Annotated in this window: 14 protein-coding genes; 5 read left to right on the top strand and 9 right to left on the bottom strand. The window is 73.2% G+C overall.

The annotated features are described in order from the left end of the window. Positions 1–65 precede the first annotated feature (65 nt). Positions 66–515: an ABA4-like family protein gene (locus AB0G01_RS34965; protein WP_360955145.1), complete on the bottom strand. Its 450-nt coding sequence runs from the start codon at positions 513–515 to the stop codon at positions 66–68. After that, a complete protein-coding gene (locus AB0G01_RS34960; RefSeq protein ID WP_360955142.1) occupies positions 512–1408 on the bottom strand; it encodes a hypothetical protein in 897 nt (298 codons plus the stop codon). Before AB0G01_RS34960 ends, AB0G01_RS34965 begins: the two co-directional genes overlap by 4 nt. 86 nt (positions 1409–1494) lie before the next feature. Between AB0G01_RS34960 and AB0G01_RS34955 the strand changes: the two genes are divergently transcribed. Beyond that, positions 1495–2169 carry a MerR family transcriptional regulator gene (locus AB0G01_RS34955; protein ID WP_360955139.1) on the top strand — a complete coding sequence of 225 codons (675 nt, stop codon included), beginning with the start codon at positions 1495–1497 and terminating at the stop codon, positions 2167–2169. Between the two features lie 39 nt (positions 2170–2208). Here AB0G01_RS34955 and AB0G01_RS34950 read toward each other — a convergent pair whose 3' ends face one another. Beyond that, entirely contained in the window at positions 2209–3462 is a 1254-nt protein-coding gene (locus tag AB0G01_RS34950; RefSeq protein ID WP_360955136.1) for a ribonuclease D, read from the bottom strand. A 67-nt stretch (positions 3463–3529) separates the two neighbouring features. After that, a complete protein-coding gene (locus AB0G01_RS34945) occupies positions 3530–4183 on the bottom strand; it encodes a response regulator transcription factor (protein WP_181320591.1) in 654 nt (217 codons plus the stop codon). 317 nt (positions 4184–4500) lie between these two features. Here AB0G01_RS34945 and AB0G01_RS34940 point away from each other — a divergent pair, with 317 nt between their 5' ends. Beyond that, positions 4501–5661, top strand: a complete 1161-nt coding sequence (locus AB0G01_RS34940; protein WP_360955133.1) for a dipeptidase — start codon at positions 4501–4503, stop codon at positions 5659–5661. Positions 5662–5722: 61 nt separating this feature from the next. Here AB0G01_RS34940 and AB0G01_RS34935 read toward each other — a convergent pair whose 3' ends face one another. Next, the gene (locus AB0G01_RS34935; RefSeq protein WP_360955130.1) at positions 5723–6271 is read right to left on the bottom strand and encodes a DUF3000 domain-containing protein; all 549 of its coding nucleotides are present in this window, start codon (positions 6269–6271) and stop codon (positions 5723–5725) included. Positions 6272–6368: 97 nt separating this feature from the next. Between AB0G01_RS34935 and hemE the strand changes: the two genes are divergently transcribed. The 3 genes from hemE to hemQ are packed head-to-tail and all read left to right on the top strand — an operon-like array spanning position 6369 to position 9553. After that, positions 6369–7409 (top strand): uroporphyrinogen decarboxylase, encoded by a 1041-nt coding sequence (hemE, locus tag AB0G01_RS34930; protein WP_360955127.1) that lies wholly within the window; start codon positions 6369–6371, stop codon positions 7407–7409. Next, the gene (hemG, locus tag AB0G01_RS34925; protein ID WP_360955124.1) at positions 7406–8848 is read left to right on the top strand and encodes a protoporphyrinogen oxidase; all 1443 of its coding nucleotides are present in this window, start codon (positions 7406–7408) and stop codon (positions 8846–8848) included. The genes hemE and hemG overlap by 4 nt, the downstream gene beginning before the upstream one ends. A 12-nt stretch (positions 8849–8860) precedes the next feature. After that, positions 8861–9553, top strand: a complete 693-nt coding sequence (gene hemQ, locus AB0G01_RS34920; protein WP_360955121.1) for a hydrogen peroxide-dependent heme synthase — start codon at positions 8861–8863, stop codon at positions 9551–9553. A gap of 39 nt (positions 9554–9592) precedes the next feature. Here the strand turns inward: hemQ and AB0G01_RS34915 are convergent, their stop codons facing one another. The 4 genes from AB0G01_RS34915 to AB0G01_RS34900 all read right to left on the bottom strand — a co-directional run bounded on the left by AB0G01_RS34915 (position 9593) and on the right by AB0G01_RS34900 (position 14927). Further along, a complete protein-coding gene (locus AB0G01_RS34915; RefSeq protein ID WP_360955118.1) occupies positions 9593–12799 on the bottom strand; it encodes a S8 family serine peptidase in 3207 nt (1068 codons plus the stop codon). 492 nt (positions 12800–13291) lie between these two features. Further along, the gene (locus AB0G01_RS34910; RefSeq protein ID WP_360955116.1) at positions 13292–13813 is read right to left on the bottom strand and encodes a hypothetical protein; all 522 of its coding nucleotides are present in this window, start codon (positions 13811–13813) and stop codon (positions 13292–13294) included. Next, the gene (locus AB0G01_RS34905) at positions 13795–14139 is read right to left on the bottom strand and encodes a hypothetical protein (RefSeq protein ID WP_360955113.1); all 345 of its coding nucleotides are present in this window, start codon (positions 14137–14139) and stop codon (positions 13795–13797) included. The genes AB0G01_RS34910 and AB0G01_RS34905 overlap by 19 nt, the downstream gene beginning before the upstream one ends. After that, a complete protein-coding gene (locus AB0G01_RS34900; protein ID WP_360955110.1) occupies positions 14136–14927 on the bottom strand; it encodes a DUF692 domain-containing protein in 792 nt (263 codons plus the stop codon). Before AB0G01_RS34900 ends, AB0G01_RS34905 begins: the two co-directional genes overlap by 4 nt. Positions 14928–15284 lie beyond the last annotated feature (357 nt).

Genomic DNA, 15284 nt, shown 5'->3' with positions numbered 1-15284 from the left:
TGACGTTTCGCTCCACCGGTCGGGGACGCGACTCCTACCGATCGGTAACCCAACTCTAGCCCATGTTACTCATCGGTAACCACCGTGGCCGCCCTGTCGGGTGCGTCACAGAATGCCCTGATGACCAGGAACAGCGCGAACCCGAACGGCGAGAGGACGATCGTGCCCAGCAGCAGGGGCCCCATCACCAGCGGGTGCAGGCCCAGCCGCCGGCCCTCCCGGTACATCCAGGCACCGATCAGCAGGTCCCACGCGATCACCTGCGCCCACACCGCCGACGCGCCCCACGCCGTGCCCAGGAACTCCCTCAGCGCGTCCAGGTCCGGACTGCTCATGGTGGCCCACAGCTCCGGGAGGTGCCCGGCGACCAGCACCGAGTACACCACCAGCGGCGGCACGGCGATCAGCGGCGAGGACGTGATCCGGGCCGTGCCCGACCACGTCGGCGCGAAGACCATCAGGCCCCAGAACGGGACGGTGAGCCAGAACGTGATCTCGAACAGGAACCCGGTCATGCGGCCACGACCTCCTTGGCGGCCCCGGTCGTCACGGGCCGCTCGCGCAGCGCCCACCACGTCGCCACGCCCGTCCAGGCGGCCAGGCCCAGCAGGGCGAGCAGGGTCGCGCCGTCCGGGCGGAGCAGCGGTTGGCCGCGCAGGGCCTGCCACAGCACCAGCGTCACCAGGCCCGCGTAGGACAGCGTCAGCGCCCAGACCAGCCTCGGGTTCGCGCGCCGGCCGAACGCCACGGTCAGCAGCGGGATCACCTGGAGGGCGTGGATGCCGACGAAGTGCGGCACCCGCAGGTCGCCACCGGCCGTGCTCCAACCGGTGACCGGCAGGTACGGGCCGCCGTCGGGCAGGCCGACGGTGTGCGCGCCGATGATGCCCTCCACGTCGGTCGGGCCCGACATCAGCGCGCCCAGGGCGAGTCCGACCAGGCCGAGCAGCAGGCCCAGGCGGATCGCCAGGCCGGCCACGCGGTCGGTGAACTTCGAGCGGAGCAGCGCGACGGCGATCAGCGCGTGCATGAGCCACACGACCGCGATGGTCACCCCCATGGCGTCGAAGAGCATCGCGTCCAACGGCGTGAGGGCGTTGAAGTGGCTCTGCCTGCCGCGCACCACCTGGCCCACGACGACGACCATCTCGGCGGTGCCGCCGACCGCCACCACCGTGCCCGCCCACCACGCGGTGCGCCGCAGCCGGGTGGTGAAGGTGAGCATCCACGCCAGGGTGGCCCCGTAGAGCGCGAGGGAGACGCCGAACTTGAACGGCTTGAACCAGATCGGCGACCCCACCAGAATGCGGTCGTCCACGACCAGGCCCGCCAGCGAGACGAGGGTGATGGCTGACATCAGCAGGGTGAACACCATCAGCGGCGGGTGCTGCCGGAGGAAGCGGGGCACGGGCGTCTCCTAGAGATAGATAGCAACACTTTCTACTATCGGATAGCTACAGTATCTATGCTGAGAGACGTCTCAGGAAGAAGGCCATGCGCATCGCTGAGTTGAGCCGCCGGACCGGCGTGCCCGTGCCGACGATCAAGTACTACCTGCGCGAAGGGCTGCTCCCGGCCGGGGAGCTGACCAGCCCCAACCAGGCCAGGTACGGCGAAACCCACCTGCACCGGCTGCGCCTGGTGCGGGCGCTGGTCGAGGTCGGCGGGTTGTCCATCGCGGCCGTGCGGGGCGTGCTGGGCGCGCTGGAGGACCCGGAGAGGTCCCTGCACCGGGCGATGGGCACGGTGGAGACCGCCATCGTCGGGGCCGGCGCGGCCTCCGACGACGAGGTCGCGCACGAGCAGGCGCGCCGGTTCGTCGACCGGCAGGGGTGGGGCTACCGGCCCGACTCGCACGCGTTCCGGTCGCTGGTGGCCGTGCTGGCGAGCGCGCGGGACATCGGGTTGGACTCGTTCCCCGGCCAGCTCGACGGCTACGCGCGGGTGTGCGGGAAGCTCGCCGAGCAGGACCTCGACTACGTGATGACCGCCGCCACCAAGGACGCGGCCATGGAGATCGTCGCGGTCGGCACCGTGCTGGGGGACGCGGCGCTGGCCGCCGTGCGCCGGCTCGCGCGCCGGGAGCTCTCCGCCGTGCGCGCGCGGGCCGAACGCGAAGAAGCCCGCCCCGGGGAGGGCGGGCAGGACTGCGCGGAGCCGGGGGACTGAACCCCGCGGGCCGCCCGGTCACCGGGCGGCCCGCGCGGCTCAGCTCGTCGTCGGCCGCGCCGCCGCGAGGGCGGTGGCCAGCGGCTCGGCGGTCAGTTCGACCTGCCAGTTGCGGGCCCCGCCGTCGCGGAGCACCGCCGCGACGCCCTCGGGCGAGATGTCGGCCGGCGGCTGCCAGCACGTCCGGCGCACCAGGTCCGGCAGGAGGAGGTTCTCCACCGGCAGGGTGTTCGCCTCGGCCACGGCGGTCAGCGCCGTGCGCACGGCGGTCAGGCGGGCCGCAGCGGCGGGGTCCTTGTCCGACCACCGGTTCGCCGGCGGCGGTCCGTCGTGCTGCTGGGAGGACTCCGGCAGCTCGTTGCGGGGCAGGGCGGCGGCGCGTTGCAGCGCGCCCAGCCACACGGCCACCATGCGGCGCTGCGCCCGGCCCCGGAACACCGGGAGGGCCAGCAGACCCGCTTCGTCGGGCGGGTTGCGGACGGCGGCCTCGACCAGCGCGCTGTCCGGCAGCACCCGGCCGGGTGCGATGTCGCGTTCGCGGGCCAGCGCGTCCCGGGTCTCCCAGAGGGAGCGCACGGCGGCGAGCTGGCGCGGACTGCGGATGCGGTGGATGCCCGAGGTGCGCCGCCACGGCTCGGCCCTCGGTCTGGGCAGCGGAGCCGTGCGGGCCGCCTCGAACTCCTCCAGGGCCCATTCGAGCTTGCCCTGGTCCTTGAGCTCCTGCTCCAGGACGTCGCGCAGCTCGACGAGCAGCTCGACGTCCAGGGCGGCGTAGTTCAGCCAGTCTGCGGGAAGGGGCCGGCGCGACCAGTCGGCCGCACCGTGCCCCTTCTCCAGCCGATAACCGAGCAATCGCTCGACGAGCGTGCCCAGCGCCACCCGCTCGAAACCGGCGAGCCTGCCCGCCAGCTCGGTGTCGAACAGCACGGCCGGACGCAGATCGAGTTCGGCGAGGCACGGCAGGTCCTGGGACGCCGCGTGCAACACCCACTCGGTTCCGTCCAGCGCCGCGACCAGCGGGTCGAGCCGACCGCCCAGGGCGATCGGGTCGACCAGCACGGTCCCGGCACCTTCCCGGCGCAGTTGCACCAGGTAAGCGCGCTGCGAGTAGCGGTATCCCGAGGCTCGCTCGGTGTCCACCGCAACCGGACCGGTCGCTCCGGCGAGCGCGTCAGCGGCTCGCCGGAGCGCCTGAGCGTCGGCCACCACCGGCGGAACCCCATCAGCGGGTTCCGTCAGCGGGACCGGGTCGACCCCGGTTGGTTCGGTTGGCTCGTCGGAGGGTACGTCCACGGCGGAAGACCCTACGACGAACGCACCACTCGCGGGTGTGTTCGGCTCGTTCAGTGTGGCGACCCGGTCAGCGGATCACGCCGGCACGCATGGCCAGCGCGACCATCTGAGCCCGATCCCCGGTGCCCAGCTTGCGCCCGATCCGCGACAGGTGAGACTTCACCGTCAACGCGGAAAGGCTGAGCGCTTCGCCGATTTCCTTGTTGCTCTGGCCATCGGCGACCAACTGGAGGACCTCGACCTCACGTGCGGAGAGTTCCCGCGGCGTGTTGTCGGTGCCCGGCACGCGAGTGCCCGCGGCGAGCACGGGCGCGACGCTCGGATCTGCGTAGACGCCGCCGTCGAGAACCCTGCGCACCCCGTCGGTGACCACCATTGGCGAGGCGGACTTCAGGAGGTACGCCTGAGCGCCCGCCTGGAAGGCCGACCTGACCGCGTAGGGGTCGTCGGAGGATGCGAGGACCACGATGCGGGGCCAGCCCTGGGCACGGAGTTCCGTGACCAGGTCGATGCCGGTGCCATCCGGCAGACCCAGATCGAGGATCGCGAGATCGCACGGTCCGGTTGCGAGTGCCCGCGCCCGAGCCTCCGCGACCGAAGCCGCTTCATGCACTGTCCCGGCTCCCATCTGGGTGAGCCGAGCCGATATCGCCTCCCTCAGCAGTGGGTGGTCGTCGACCACCAGCACTGAAAAAAGCTCCTCCCGCGGGTGCGGGACCATGTTCGCCGGCAACGAGCCGGCTGGCGTGGTACGAACGGCCTGACCTAAGCCGACGGCAGCCACGTCACTACCTCCCTGGAGTCGGTCGTGCCCCCCGACCGGCACCGGGACTTTCGTCCAATCAGCCGCGCCACTGATCGACCGAAAGTGGTGTCGTCTGGGGCAGCGTAGCCGCCCAAGCGGGTCTACGGGACGATCAATCGGGTATCTATCCCGAATGAGTTGTCACTGATGGCCCCTGTTGTCACACGATCGGCTGACAACTGGATAGGGGCCGTAACGCGAGTTCCTCTCATGACGACACATAGGAGTTGCCGGTGGCGAGCACCACACCGCGAGGCCGGGCCGAGGATCTGCTGGCCCGCGTGCCCCTCGTCGATGGCCACAACGACCTTCCCTGGGCCCTCCGCGAGCTCGCCGACAAGTCCCAAATCGGTGAAAAGTCAACGCCCTCCACCGGGTCTTCAGGTGCCCGACAGGTGGACCTCCGGGTGCTCCAACCCGCCCTCCAGACCGACTTTTTGCGGTCTCGGCAGGGTCGGTTGGGGATGCAGTTCTGGTCCGTGTGGGTTCCGTGCTCCCTCGCGGGCGACGCGGCCGTCACCGCCGTGCTGGAACAGGTGGAGTTGGTCCGGGAGCTGTGCGAGCGCTACCCCGACGTCCTCGGCTTCGCCACGACCGCCGACGAGGCGGCGGAGGTGTTCCGCTCCGGCCGGACGGCCTCCCTGCTGGGTGCCGAGGGCGGGCACAGCATCAACTCGTCGCTGGGGGTGCTGCGGTCGCTGCGCCGCCTCGGCGTCCGTTATATGACGCTCACTCACAACGAGAACACCCCGTGGGCCGATTCGGCCACCGACACCCCCGAGCACGGCGGGCTCACGCCGTTCGGCGTCGAGGTCGTGCGGGAGATGAACCGGGTCGGGATGATCGTCGACCTGTCGCACGTCGCCGAGACCACCATGAACGACGCGCTGGACGCGTCCGGCCGACCGGTGCTGTTCACCCACTCGTCCTGCCGGGCGGTCACCGCCCACCCGCGCAACGTGCCCGACGCCGTCCTGGAGCGGCTCGCGGGCAACGGCGGCGTGTGCATGGTGACCTTCGTGCCCGCGTTCGTCTCGCCCGCGCACCGGGAGTGGGACGAGCGGATGAAGGAGGCCATGGCGGCGGTCGGGCTGCGGCACAACGACCTGGAGGCGCGCGAGCGGTTCCAGCGGACGTGGGACGTCCCGCCGCCGGCGGTGACGCTGGACGACGTCGTGGCGCACGTCGAGCACGCGCGCGAAGTCGCCGGGATCGACCACATCGGGCTCGGCGGCGACTACGACGGGGTGCCCTCGCAGCCCGAGGGGCTGGAGGACGTCTCCACCTACCCGAACCTCGTCGGGGCGCTGCTGGAGCGCGGGTGGAGCGAGGACGACTGCACGAAGCTCGCCGGTGCCAACGCGCTGCGCGTGCTCCGGGACAACGACGGCTGAGCGCGGGGGCACGCGACCGGGTGGACTCCGCCCGTCCGGTCGCGCCGCAGCCGGCCGGCGGTTAGCGCAGTGTGCTCACGCCGACCGGCGGCAGACCCACGGCCGTGGCCATGACCTCGTAGAACGCCGTGCCGTGCGCGGCCAGTTCGGCGTCGCGCGCGGTCCACGACGCGCGCAGCTCCAGGTCGTCGGTGCGGGCCGGGCCCGCGATGTCGCCGAACCGCGCGGACGACGTCTGGGTCACCGTGCCGCCCAGCGCCAGGAACCCCGCGCCGGCCAGCTCCAGCGCCTCCACCAGCCACGACCACCCCACCTCGGGGAGCAGCGGGTCGGCGGCCAGCTCCGGGTCCAGCTCCACCCGCACGTACGCGACCAGCCGGAACACCCCGGCCCACGCCTCGACGCCGTCCGGGTCGTGCAGCAGCACCAACCGCCCGGTGGACAGCTCGTCCGACGGGCCGGTCGCCTCGGCGGTCAGCGCGAACGCCCACGGTGCCAAGCGCTGGGGCGGGCGCACCTCGGTCGGCTCCAGCTCGGCTCGGGTGCGCACCGACTTGAGCGTCGCCACCGCCCGCCGGAACAGTTCGGGCTCCGCCGCCAGTCCGCTCACACCACGGACTGTATGCCCCTGAACCCCGTTAAGTGAGCGCGGCGCGCCGGGACCGGGCACCGGGCGGCCGGCTGGGCGTGGGAGCATTGCCCCCGAGATGAGCGACAACACCACCGCACCTCTGCTGGTCGCCGCGCGCGGCGGCGTCCCGGCGCGCACCCCGGTCTGGTTCATGCGGCAGGCGGGGCGGTCCCTGCCGGAGTACCGCAGGCTGCGCGAAGGCACCTCGATGCTGGACGCGTGCCTGGACCCGGAGATGGTCTGCGAGATCACGCTCCAGCCCGTCCGCCGGCACGACGTCGACGGCGCGATCCTGTTCTCCGACATCGTGGTGCCGCTCAAGGCGGCCGGTGTCGACCTCGACATCGTGCCCGGCACCGGACCGGTCGTGGCCAACCCGATCGCCGGCCGCGCCGACGTCGAGGCGCTGCCCGTGCTGGAGGCCGAGCAGGTCCGGCCGGTCGCGGACGCGATCGCGCTGCTGAACGCCGAGCTCGGCGACGTGCCGCTGATCGGGTTCGCGGGCGCGCCGTTCACGCTGGCCTCGTACCTGGTCGAGGGCGGGCCGAGCAAGAACCACGAGCGCACCAAGGCGCTCATGCACGCCGACCCGGAGCTGTGGCACCTGCTGCTGGGCAAGATCGCCGACCTCACCGCCGAGTTCCTGCGGGTGCAGGTGGCGGCCGGCGTCCAGGCGGTGCAGCTCTTCGACTCGTGGGCGGGCGCGCTGTCCGAGCGCGACTACCGCGAGTTCGTGCTCCCGCACTCCACCCGCGTGCTGGAGACCGTCACCACCGTTCCGCGCATCCACTTCGGCGTGGGCACCGGCGAGCTGCTGCCCGCGATGCGCGAGGCGGGCGCGGACGTGGTGGGCGTCGACTGGCGGACCCCGCTGGACGTGGCCGTGCGCCGGCTGGAGGCCGCCGCGCCGCACCTGCCGAAGCCGGTGGTGCAGGGCAACCTGGACCCGGCGCTGCTGTTCGCGGGCGACGCCGCGCTGCGGCGCGAGATCGACCGGATCGTCGGGGAGGGCCGGGCGGCGGCCGGGCACATCTTCAACCTCGGCCACGGGGTGCTGCCGGGCACCGACCCGGACGTGATCACCCGCGCCGTCGAATGGGTGCACCGGGAACGATGAGAGCGCTCCACGTCGCGGTGGTCGGTGGCGGGATCTCCGGTCTGGTCGCCGCGCACCGGTTGCGCTGCCTGCTCGGCGGGCAGGCCCGCATCACCGTCCTGGAGCAGACCTCGCGGCTGGGCGGCAAGCTGCGCACCGGCGAGGTCGGCGGCCTGGCCTACGACGTGGGCGCGGAAGCGTTCCTGCACCGCCGCCCGGAAGCGGCCGAACTGGTCGCCGAACTGGGCCTGGCCGACCGGCTCGTGCACCCGACCGGGGTGCCCGCGACGATCCGGGCCGGCGGCCGGGTGCGACCGGTGCCCGCGCACACCCTGCTCGGCGTGCCGGCGTCGGTCGAGGCGGTCCGGCAGGTGCTCAGCGCCGACGGGCTGCGGCGGGTCGCTGCCGAGCCGGCGCTCCCGCCGATCGAGCTCGCCGGCGCGGACGTCGCGGTGGGCGCGCTGCTGCGCGAGCGGTTCGGGCCCGAGGTCGGCGACCGGCTGGTCGGGCCGCTGCTGGGCGGCGTCTACGCGGGCCGCCCGGACGCGCTGGGCCTGCGCGCCACCATGCCGCGGCTCGCGACCGCGCTGGACTCCGGCATCGGCTCGCTGCTCGCCGCCGCCGCGACCGCGATGCCCGCACCGCCGCAGCCGCACGGCCGCCGGCCACCGGTGTTCGGCACCCTGACCGGCGGCCTGTCGCTGCTGGTCGAGCGCCTGGCCGAGGTCGCCGCCGCAGAGGTCCGGCTGGGCCTGCCGGTGCGCGCGCTGGTCCGCCGCGACCACGGCTGGCGGCTGGAGATCGGCTCGGCGTCCTCGCCCGCGCACCTGGACGTGGACGGCGTGGTGCTGGCCGTGCCCGCGCCGGCCGCGCGCAAGCTGCTGGCCGACGTGGTGCCCGCCGCCGCCGAGGAGCTGGGCAAGGTCGAGGTGGCGTCGATGGCCGTGGTGGCGCTCGCGCTGCCGCCGGGCACCGCGCTGCCGGAGCGCTCCGGCGTGCTGCTGGCCGAGGGCGAGCGCTTCGCGGACGGCACGCCGTTCACCGCGAAGGCGTTCACCTTCTCCAGCCGCAAGTGGGCGCACCTGGCGGGGGGACCGGTGCTGGTGCGCGGCAGCGTGGGCCGGCACGGCGAGGTCGAGTCGCTGCGCCGCGACGACGAGGACCTGGTGGCGGCGGTCCGGGCGGACCTGGCCGAGCTGACCGGCGTGACGGCCGCGCCGGTCGACACCGCGGTGACCCGCTGGGGCGGCGGCCTGCCGCAGTACGGCGTGGGCCACCTCGACCTGGTGCGGGGCGTCGAGGACGCGGTGGCCGGTGCACCCGGCCTGGCGGTCGCGGGCGCGACCCTGCACGGCGTGGGCGTCCCGGCGTGCATCGCCACCGGCGACGCGGCGGCGGCCCGTGTCGCCGCACACGTGCTCGGCCGGGTGCGGGAACCCGGGTGGGAAGGTCCCGGGTGAGAGGATGAGGACATGGCCCGCTTGAACTACACCGATCTCAACGACACCATCCGCTACACGATGTGGTCCGTGTTCCGGGTCGAACCCGGCCGGCTGCCCGATGACCGAGGCCCGGCCGCCGCCGAGGCCCAGGAGTACCTCGACGGCCTGGCGGCCAAGGGCGTCGTGGTGCGCGGCGTGTACGACGTGGCGGGGCTGCGGGCCGACGCCGACTTCATGATCTGGTGGCACTCCGAGGAGATCGAGCAGGTCCAGGCCGCCTACACCGGGTTCCGGCGGACGGCGCTGGGCCGCGCGTCCGTGCCGGTGTGGAGCCAGGTCGCGCTGCACCGGCCGGCGGAGTTCAACCGCAGCCACATCCCGGCGTTCCTGGCGGGCGAGGAGCCGCGCAAGTTCATCTGCGTGTACCCGTTCGTCCGGTCCTACGAGTGGTACCTGCTGCCCGACGAGGACCGCCGCAAGATGCTCGCCGACCACGGCAAGGAAGCCCGCGACTACCCGGACGTGCGGGCGAACACCGTGGCGTCGTTCGCGCTGGGCGACTACGAGTGGATCCTGGCGTTCGAGGCGGACGAGCTGCACCGGATCGTGGACCTGATGCGCCACCTGCGCGGCACCGAGGCCCGCCTGCACGTGCGCGAAGAGATCCCGTTCTACACCGGGACCCGGGTCCCGGCGTCGGAGCTGGTCACCAACCTGCCGTGACGGGGGGAGGGGGCGTCCCGCGCGGGACGCCCCCTCCGCTCACCTCCGGATCTTGTAGGCGCGGATCACGGTGTGCTCGAACGTGTTGCCCCTGCTGTCCGAACCCTTGACCCGCAGCGACGCGAAGCCGCCCGCGGCACCGTTGCGCACCAGCGCGGTGCGCCCGGCCACCGGGACCTCCTTCCACGTCTTGCCGTCGTCGAAGGAGACCTCGACGTCCAGGTCGCGGACCTTGCCGTTGGGGCCGCCCTGCTGCTGGCGCACCTCCAGCGGCACCCGGAGCACCCGGTTCGCGGGCGCGCTGCCCGCGTCGTCCAGCTCCGGCGCGAACTTGGCGACGGTCAGCGCGAGCGGCGTGAACGCGGTGCCCGGCACGGTGTCCGAGCGGAACGTCCACGTGCCCGCCACCCTGGTGGAGAGCTCCGTCGCCCCCGCGAGCGGGACCGCCTCGACGTCCACCTTGAAGTCGCCCTTGCCCGGCGGGACCTTGAACAGCCCGTTCGAGGTGCCGGTGAGCTCGCCGATCTTGACGTTGTCGCGGTAGAGGGTGATGCGGGCCGAGGCGACGTCGTAGTCGCCGTCGTGGCCGTCGTCGTCGCTCCACAGCGGAACGCCGAACCCGATGTCGTCACCGCGCCGGGCCGCGTACAGCCCGTCCGGCGTGTTCAGGCCGGGGGAGAGCACGGGCCCGAAGTACCGCTGCTCGTAGTCGCGACCCGCGCGGTAGGTCAGCCGGTCGGAGCGCTGCCGTCCTTCGAGCCGGTCGGTGGCGTCGACCTGGAACACGATCCAGTTCCACACCAGGCCCTTGGCCAGGACGTAGTCGACCGCCCGCCCGTCCGGGCCGAACGGGGTCAGCAGGGTGCCGCCGGAGCCGCCCTCGGGGGCCGTGGGGATGCCGCCGTAGGTGTAGGTCCGGCCCTGCGCGGTCCGGAACACCCGCTGGTCCAGCTTCGCCAGTTCGCGCTTGGCGGGCGCGCGGGTGAAACCGGTCGGGGCTTTGCCGCGCTCGACCCAGGCCAGCCGGTAGTTGACCGGGGTGCCGCCGACCGACGGGCCCTCGCCGTGCGCGTGGATGTTGGTGCTGAAGTCCTCGTCGGCCACCGCCTGGCCGAGGTGGGCCACCGACACCGGGCCGAACCCGCCGTAGAGCAGGTAGCCGACGCTGCCCCGCGACTGACCGCCGTGCGACCGGCTGAAGCTGATGTCGCCGTTCTTCTCGACGGTGGCCGGGTCGGGGTAGGTGATCCGCACCGGCTTGGCCTGGCGGGCGTCCACGGCGACCGTGGTCCCGCCGGCCACGTCGAGCAGCGGTTGAACGACCAGGGCGACCTTGGTGTCGTTCGTCCGCACGCTGTTGAACAGGAAGTACTTGCCCTTGGGCACCCTGATCGTGGCCACGCCCGCGACCGACTGCGGGAACGCGATGAAGTCGTTGTCCAGGCCGAAGAGCAGGCTGAAGCCGAGGTCGCCGGGCTTGCCGTCGGCGTCGGTGTAGTTCAGCACCAGGTCGTGCGCCTCCGCCTCGCGGCCGAGGCCGAGCGCGGTGCGCAGGCCGTTGGAGGCGACGACCGCGCCCGTGTACGTGCCGTCGAGCGTGCCCGCGCGGGCGTCACCGGTGACCGAGACCGTGGCGGTGCCGGCCGCCGGGACGGTGACGGCGGTCGAGGCGAGGGTGAACACGCCGGCGGGGGCGGGCTTGCCGTCCGGGCCGGTCGACTCCACCGTCAGGTCCAGGGTGACCGGGGAGGTGCCGGTGTTGCGGTAGGTCAGCTCCCGGGTGACCGGCACGTCGTCGTCGTGCGGCCACGGCTGGAGCCCGAAGCCGAGGCTGACCGGGTCGGTGGTGACCGAGGTGGTCAGCGCCTTGGCCACGTCGACGCGGCCGGAGCCCTGGTCGAACGCGCCCAACCCGGGGTTGTGCTTCGCGGACGCGGTGAGCGCCGCCTTGAGCTGCGCGCCGGTCCAGTCCGGGTGCTGCTGCGCCAGGACGGCCGCCGCGCCCGCGACGTGCGGGGTGGCCATCGAGGTGCCGGACATCGCCACGTGCGTGTCGTCGACCGGGGTGCCGATGACACCGGTCGAGGACTTGGCGGCGGCGATGTCGACGCCGGGCGCGGTGATGTCGGGCTTGAGGCCGCCGTCGCCGGCGCGCGGGCCCTTGCTGGAGAACGGGGCGAGGTCGTCGTCCCGCTCGACCGCGCCGACGCTGAGCGCGGCGTCGGCGGTGCCGGGCGAGGAGACCGAGCCGGCCCGGCCGGAGTTGCCCGCGGCGACCACGAACAGGGTGCCCTTCTCGGCGGACAGCCGGTTGATCGCCGCCTCCAGCGGGTCGACCTCCGGGGTGTCGCCGCCGCCCAGGCTCAGGTTGACGACGTCCGCGCCCTGGTCGGCGGCCCACTGGATGCCTTCCAGAATCCCGGACTCGGTGCAGCCGGCCAGCATGCAGACCTTGCCGTCGAGGATCTGGGCGTCCGGTGCGACGCCCCGGTACGCGGCGTGCCGGCTCGCGATGGTGGCCGCGACGTGCGTGCCGTGGCCGACCCGGTCGGTGTTGTCGGGCTCCTCGGTGAAGTTGGCCCTGCCGGTGACGACGCCCGCGAGGTCGGGGTGCGCGGCGTCGACGCCGGTGTCCAGGACGGCGACCTTCACGCCCTTGCCGGTGAACCCGGCGTTCCAGGCGGTGGGCGCGCCGATCTGCGCGGCGCTGCGGTCCAGGCTGGTCTTGCGGAGCCCGTCCAGCCACACCTTGCCCACGCCCGGGTCGGCGACCAGGGCGTCGAACAGGCCGGTGATCCCGACCTTGGGCGCGCGGGCGGCGAACGCGCCGGCGGCGGGCAGGTCGCGGGTGACCTGGAGGCCGGACGCGGCGCGCAGCCGGGAACCGTCGCCGGTCACGATGAGCGGCACGTCGGCGCGCCGCGCGTCGTCGTAGCCGGCTTCGGCGAGGCCGGTCACGTCGAACAGCCGGGGGTCGAGCCGGCCCCCGGCGAGCGGACCCAGGGCGTCGGCCGGGACGACGTGCAGCCGCCCGTCCCGCCGGAAGGTCTGGAACCGGGTGTTCTCGCGGCCCTCGCCCCGGACGACCGAGTCCAGGCGATCCCCCTGGAACAGGACCCGGTCGCCGGTGACGAGGGTGACGGACGTGGACTTGGCGGCGGTGGTGACAGGTGGTGCGCCGGCTTCCGGCGGGACGGGGGCGGCGGTGGCCGCACCGGTCCCGGAGACGAGTAAGCCGACCGCCAACGCGGCGGTTCCCCATGCGCCGCGTCTTCCGGATCTCAACACAGATACCTCCCGAATCTGGTTGTGCGCGCTGTGGAGCGCGCGTCGGGAGGCCGACCGACACCCGGTGTCGGCGGTTAACCGGAAGTGACGAAGCCCCCCAACAACTTCGACGCTATCCACCCCTCAGGGTGAGATCAGCGTCTCATTGAGGGATGTTTAGCCCCCGGATCGGCCCCTTCCGGGGTGACGCACGGTGGGTGATTGGTCCGGAAGAGTGTGCGGGGAACCGGGCATTTCCCGACACGGCCGATCTTGTGCGCGCGGATCGCGGAGGGCGTCGCGGCGTTCCCGCGCCGGTCGGACGTGGTTGATCGGAGCGAGACGGACCCGGCGACACCGGGGTCGGCGGCCCGCGCGACGCCATCCGAGACGGACGCCGCCACGTCCCGTCGCCGTCCACGTCCCGTCGCCGTCGACCGACACGGCCCGGGTTCAGGCCGGTGTCCCGGGCTACTGCTGGACCACCGACCCGTCCGGGCCGACCTTGAGGGCCAGCAGCGGGTCCCCCGGCTCGCAGTGCGCGCCGTTGGGGTAGACCCGCTCCGGGGTGGCCGTCAGCTCCCGGTCCACCACCACCGCGCCGGCGTCGTCCACGAGCTTGAGCCGCACGGTGACCTGCTTGTCGGGCAGGTCCGGGACCGCCGCGTGGCCCATCCGCCAGCCGCTCGGCACGGCGCTCGGGCCGCACGCGGCAGCCGTCTCGTCGCTCGCGCACGAGCCGGGGGTGAGCGGGTTCCTCGCGACCAGGTTCAGCGGCGGTGCGACGCACCGGCCGTCCCAGCACACCTCGATCGTGCCGGTCCGCGCGGTGTCGAGCTGGACGTCCAGCTCCACGCCCTCCGGTCCGGCCATCAGCGTGCAGCCCAGCCGGGGTTCGCCCGAGCAGGCCGTGACGAGGAGCAGCGCGGGTAGCAGTGGTCTCCACACACCGTGCAGACGGAGCGGACCGGCGATCAGGTTGCCCGCTGCCACCACCGCCGCTTCTTCGGCGCGGTCAGCTCGCCGCGCCGCGCGGCCCACTCGGCGAACGCGGCGGCGTCCTCCCGGAACCGGCTGCCGGTGCGGCGCGGGTGCGCGCGGGCGTACTCGTCGAACGACGGTCGGAACCGCTCGCCCAGCTCGGTCACCACGTCCGGACCGAGCATCGCCACGATGCCGCGCCGCTTGGTCAGCAGCGCCCGCGCCTCCACCCGCAGCCGGTCCCGGTCGAACCCCTCCGGCGGCGGACCGCCGGCCATCAGCGCGTGCAGCAGCTCGGCCTGCGCCGCCGCCAGTCGGTCCCGCTGCGGCTGCGTCACGCCAGCACCGCCCGGATCGCGGCCAGCTCACCGGCCAGTTCCGCGTCCGCCGGGTAGTCGTCGTCCCGTTCCAGCAGCACACCCGGCGGGTCGATCCGCTCGCGCAACTGCCGGAGCACGTCGAGGACCTCCGGCAGGACGGCGTGCGCGTGCGTGTCGTGGTAGACGCCGTGGTGCTCCTCACCGCCCGCGACGTGCACGTACGCCAAGCGCTCCAACGGGATCTCGTCCAGGAAGCGGCCCACGTCGGTGCCCACGTTGCGTGCGTTGGCGTAGAGGTTCGCCACGTCCACCAGGAGCAGGCAGTCGGTGCGCTCGACCAGGTCGGCCAGGAACTGGCCCTCGGTCAGCTCGCCGTCCGGCCACTCCAGCAGCGCCGCGACGTTCTCCAGCGCGAGCGGCACCGGAAGATCCGCCTGCGCGGCCTTCACGTTGGCCACCAGCACGTCCAGCGCGTCCCGGGTGCGCGGCAGCGGCATCAGGTGACCCGAGTCGAGGCCGCCCGCGCGCACGAAGCACACGTGATCGCTGACGAACGGCGCGTCGAGGGCCTCGGCGAGCGCGCCGAGGTGCGCGACCCGGGCGGCGTCCACCGGCTCCGCGCCGCCCAGCGACAGCGACACGGCGTGCGGCAGGACCGGCAGGCCGCGTTCGCGCAGCAGCAGCACGGATTCCGGCAGTCGGCCGACGTGCAGGTTCTCCGCGACAACCTCGACGAAGTCGACGTCGAGCTGCTCCACCGTGAGGTCGATCTCCGGCCGCCAGCCGATCCCGACACCGAGTTTCATGCGAGCCACCCCATCACACCCGTCCGGGCCGCGACCACGGCCACCGCTCCACCACACCCGCCCGCCAGGCACCAAACGCAACCCGTGTCGCGTTACGACCAGGACCAAACGCAACACGTGTCGCGTTACGACCAAGGCCAAACGCAACACGTGTCGCGTTAGAGGCAGCCCGAGACGCGGACCTGTCGTACGGGCCAACCTCGAACCGCGCCGCCTCTGTCTTCCGCTGCCGCCTTTCGCTGCCATCCCCGCTGCTGCGTCCGCTAGCTGTAGTGACTAATTAGGTTGTTGACGGCGTGTCGGGTTGAAGACGGGAGGACCTCCGGGCGGAGTGGATGTGTCTGACGCATCCCATCG

Source organism: Actinosynnema sp. NPDC023587 (genome assembly GCF_040640215.1).
GTDB lineage: Bacteria > Actinomycetota > Actinomycetes > Mycobacteriales > Pseudonocardiaceae > Actinosynnema.
This window is presented reverse-complemented; position numbering and strand designations above follow the sequence as displayed.

Excerpts from the sequence above, each read along its gene's own strand:
- hemE (WP_360955127.1), top strand. The coding sequence starts at position 6,369 with ATGAGCGACAACACCACCGCACCTCTGCTGGTCGCCGCGCGCGGCGGC.
- AB0G01_RS34955 (WP_360955139.1), top strand. The coding sequence starts at position 1,495 with ATGCGCATCGCTGAGTTGAGCCGCCGGACCGGCGTGCCCGTGCCGACG.
- AB0G01_RS34965 (WP_360955145.1), bottom strand. The coding sequence starts at position 515 with ATGACCGGGTTCCTGTTCGAGATCACGTTCTGGCTCACCGTCCCGTTC.
- hemQ (WP_360955121.1), top strand. The coding sequence starts at position 8,861 with ATGGCCCGCTTGAACTACACCGATCTCAACGACACCATCCGCTACACG.
- AB0G01_RS34945 (WP_181320591.1), bottom strand. The coding sequence starts at position 4,183 with ATGGTCCCGCACCCGCGGGAGGAGCTTTTTTCAGTGCTGGTGGTCGAC.
- hemG (WP_360955124.1), top strand. The coding sequence starts at position 7,406 with ATGAGAGCGCTCCACGTCGCGGTGGTCGGTGGCGGGATCTCCGGTCTG.
- AB0G01_RS34900 (WP_360955110.1), bottom strand. The coding sequence starts at position 14,927 with ATGAAACTCGGTGTCGGGATCGGCTGGCGGCCGGAGATCGACCTCACG.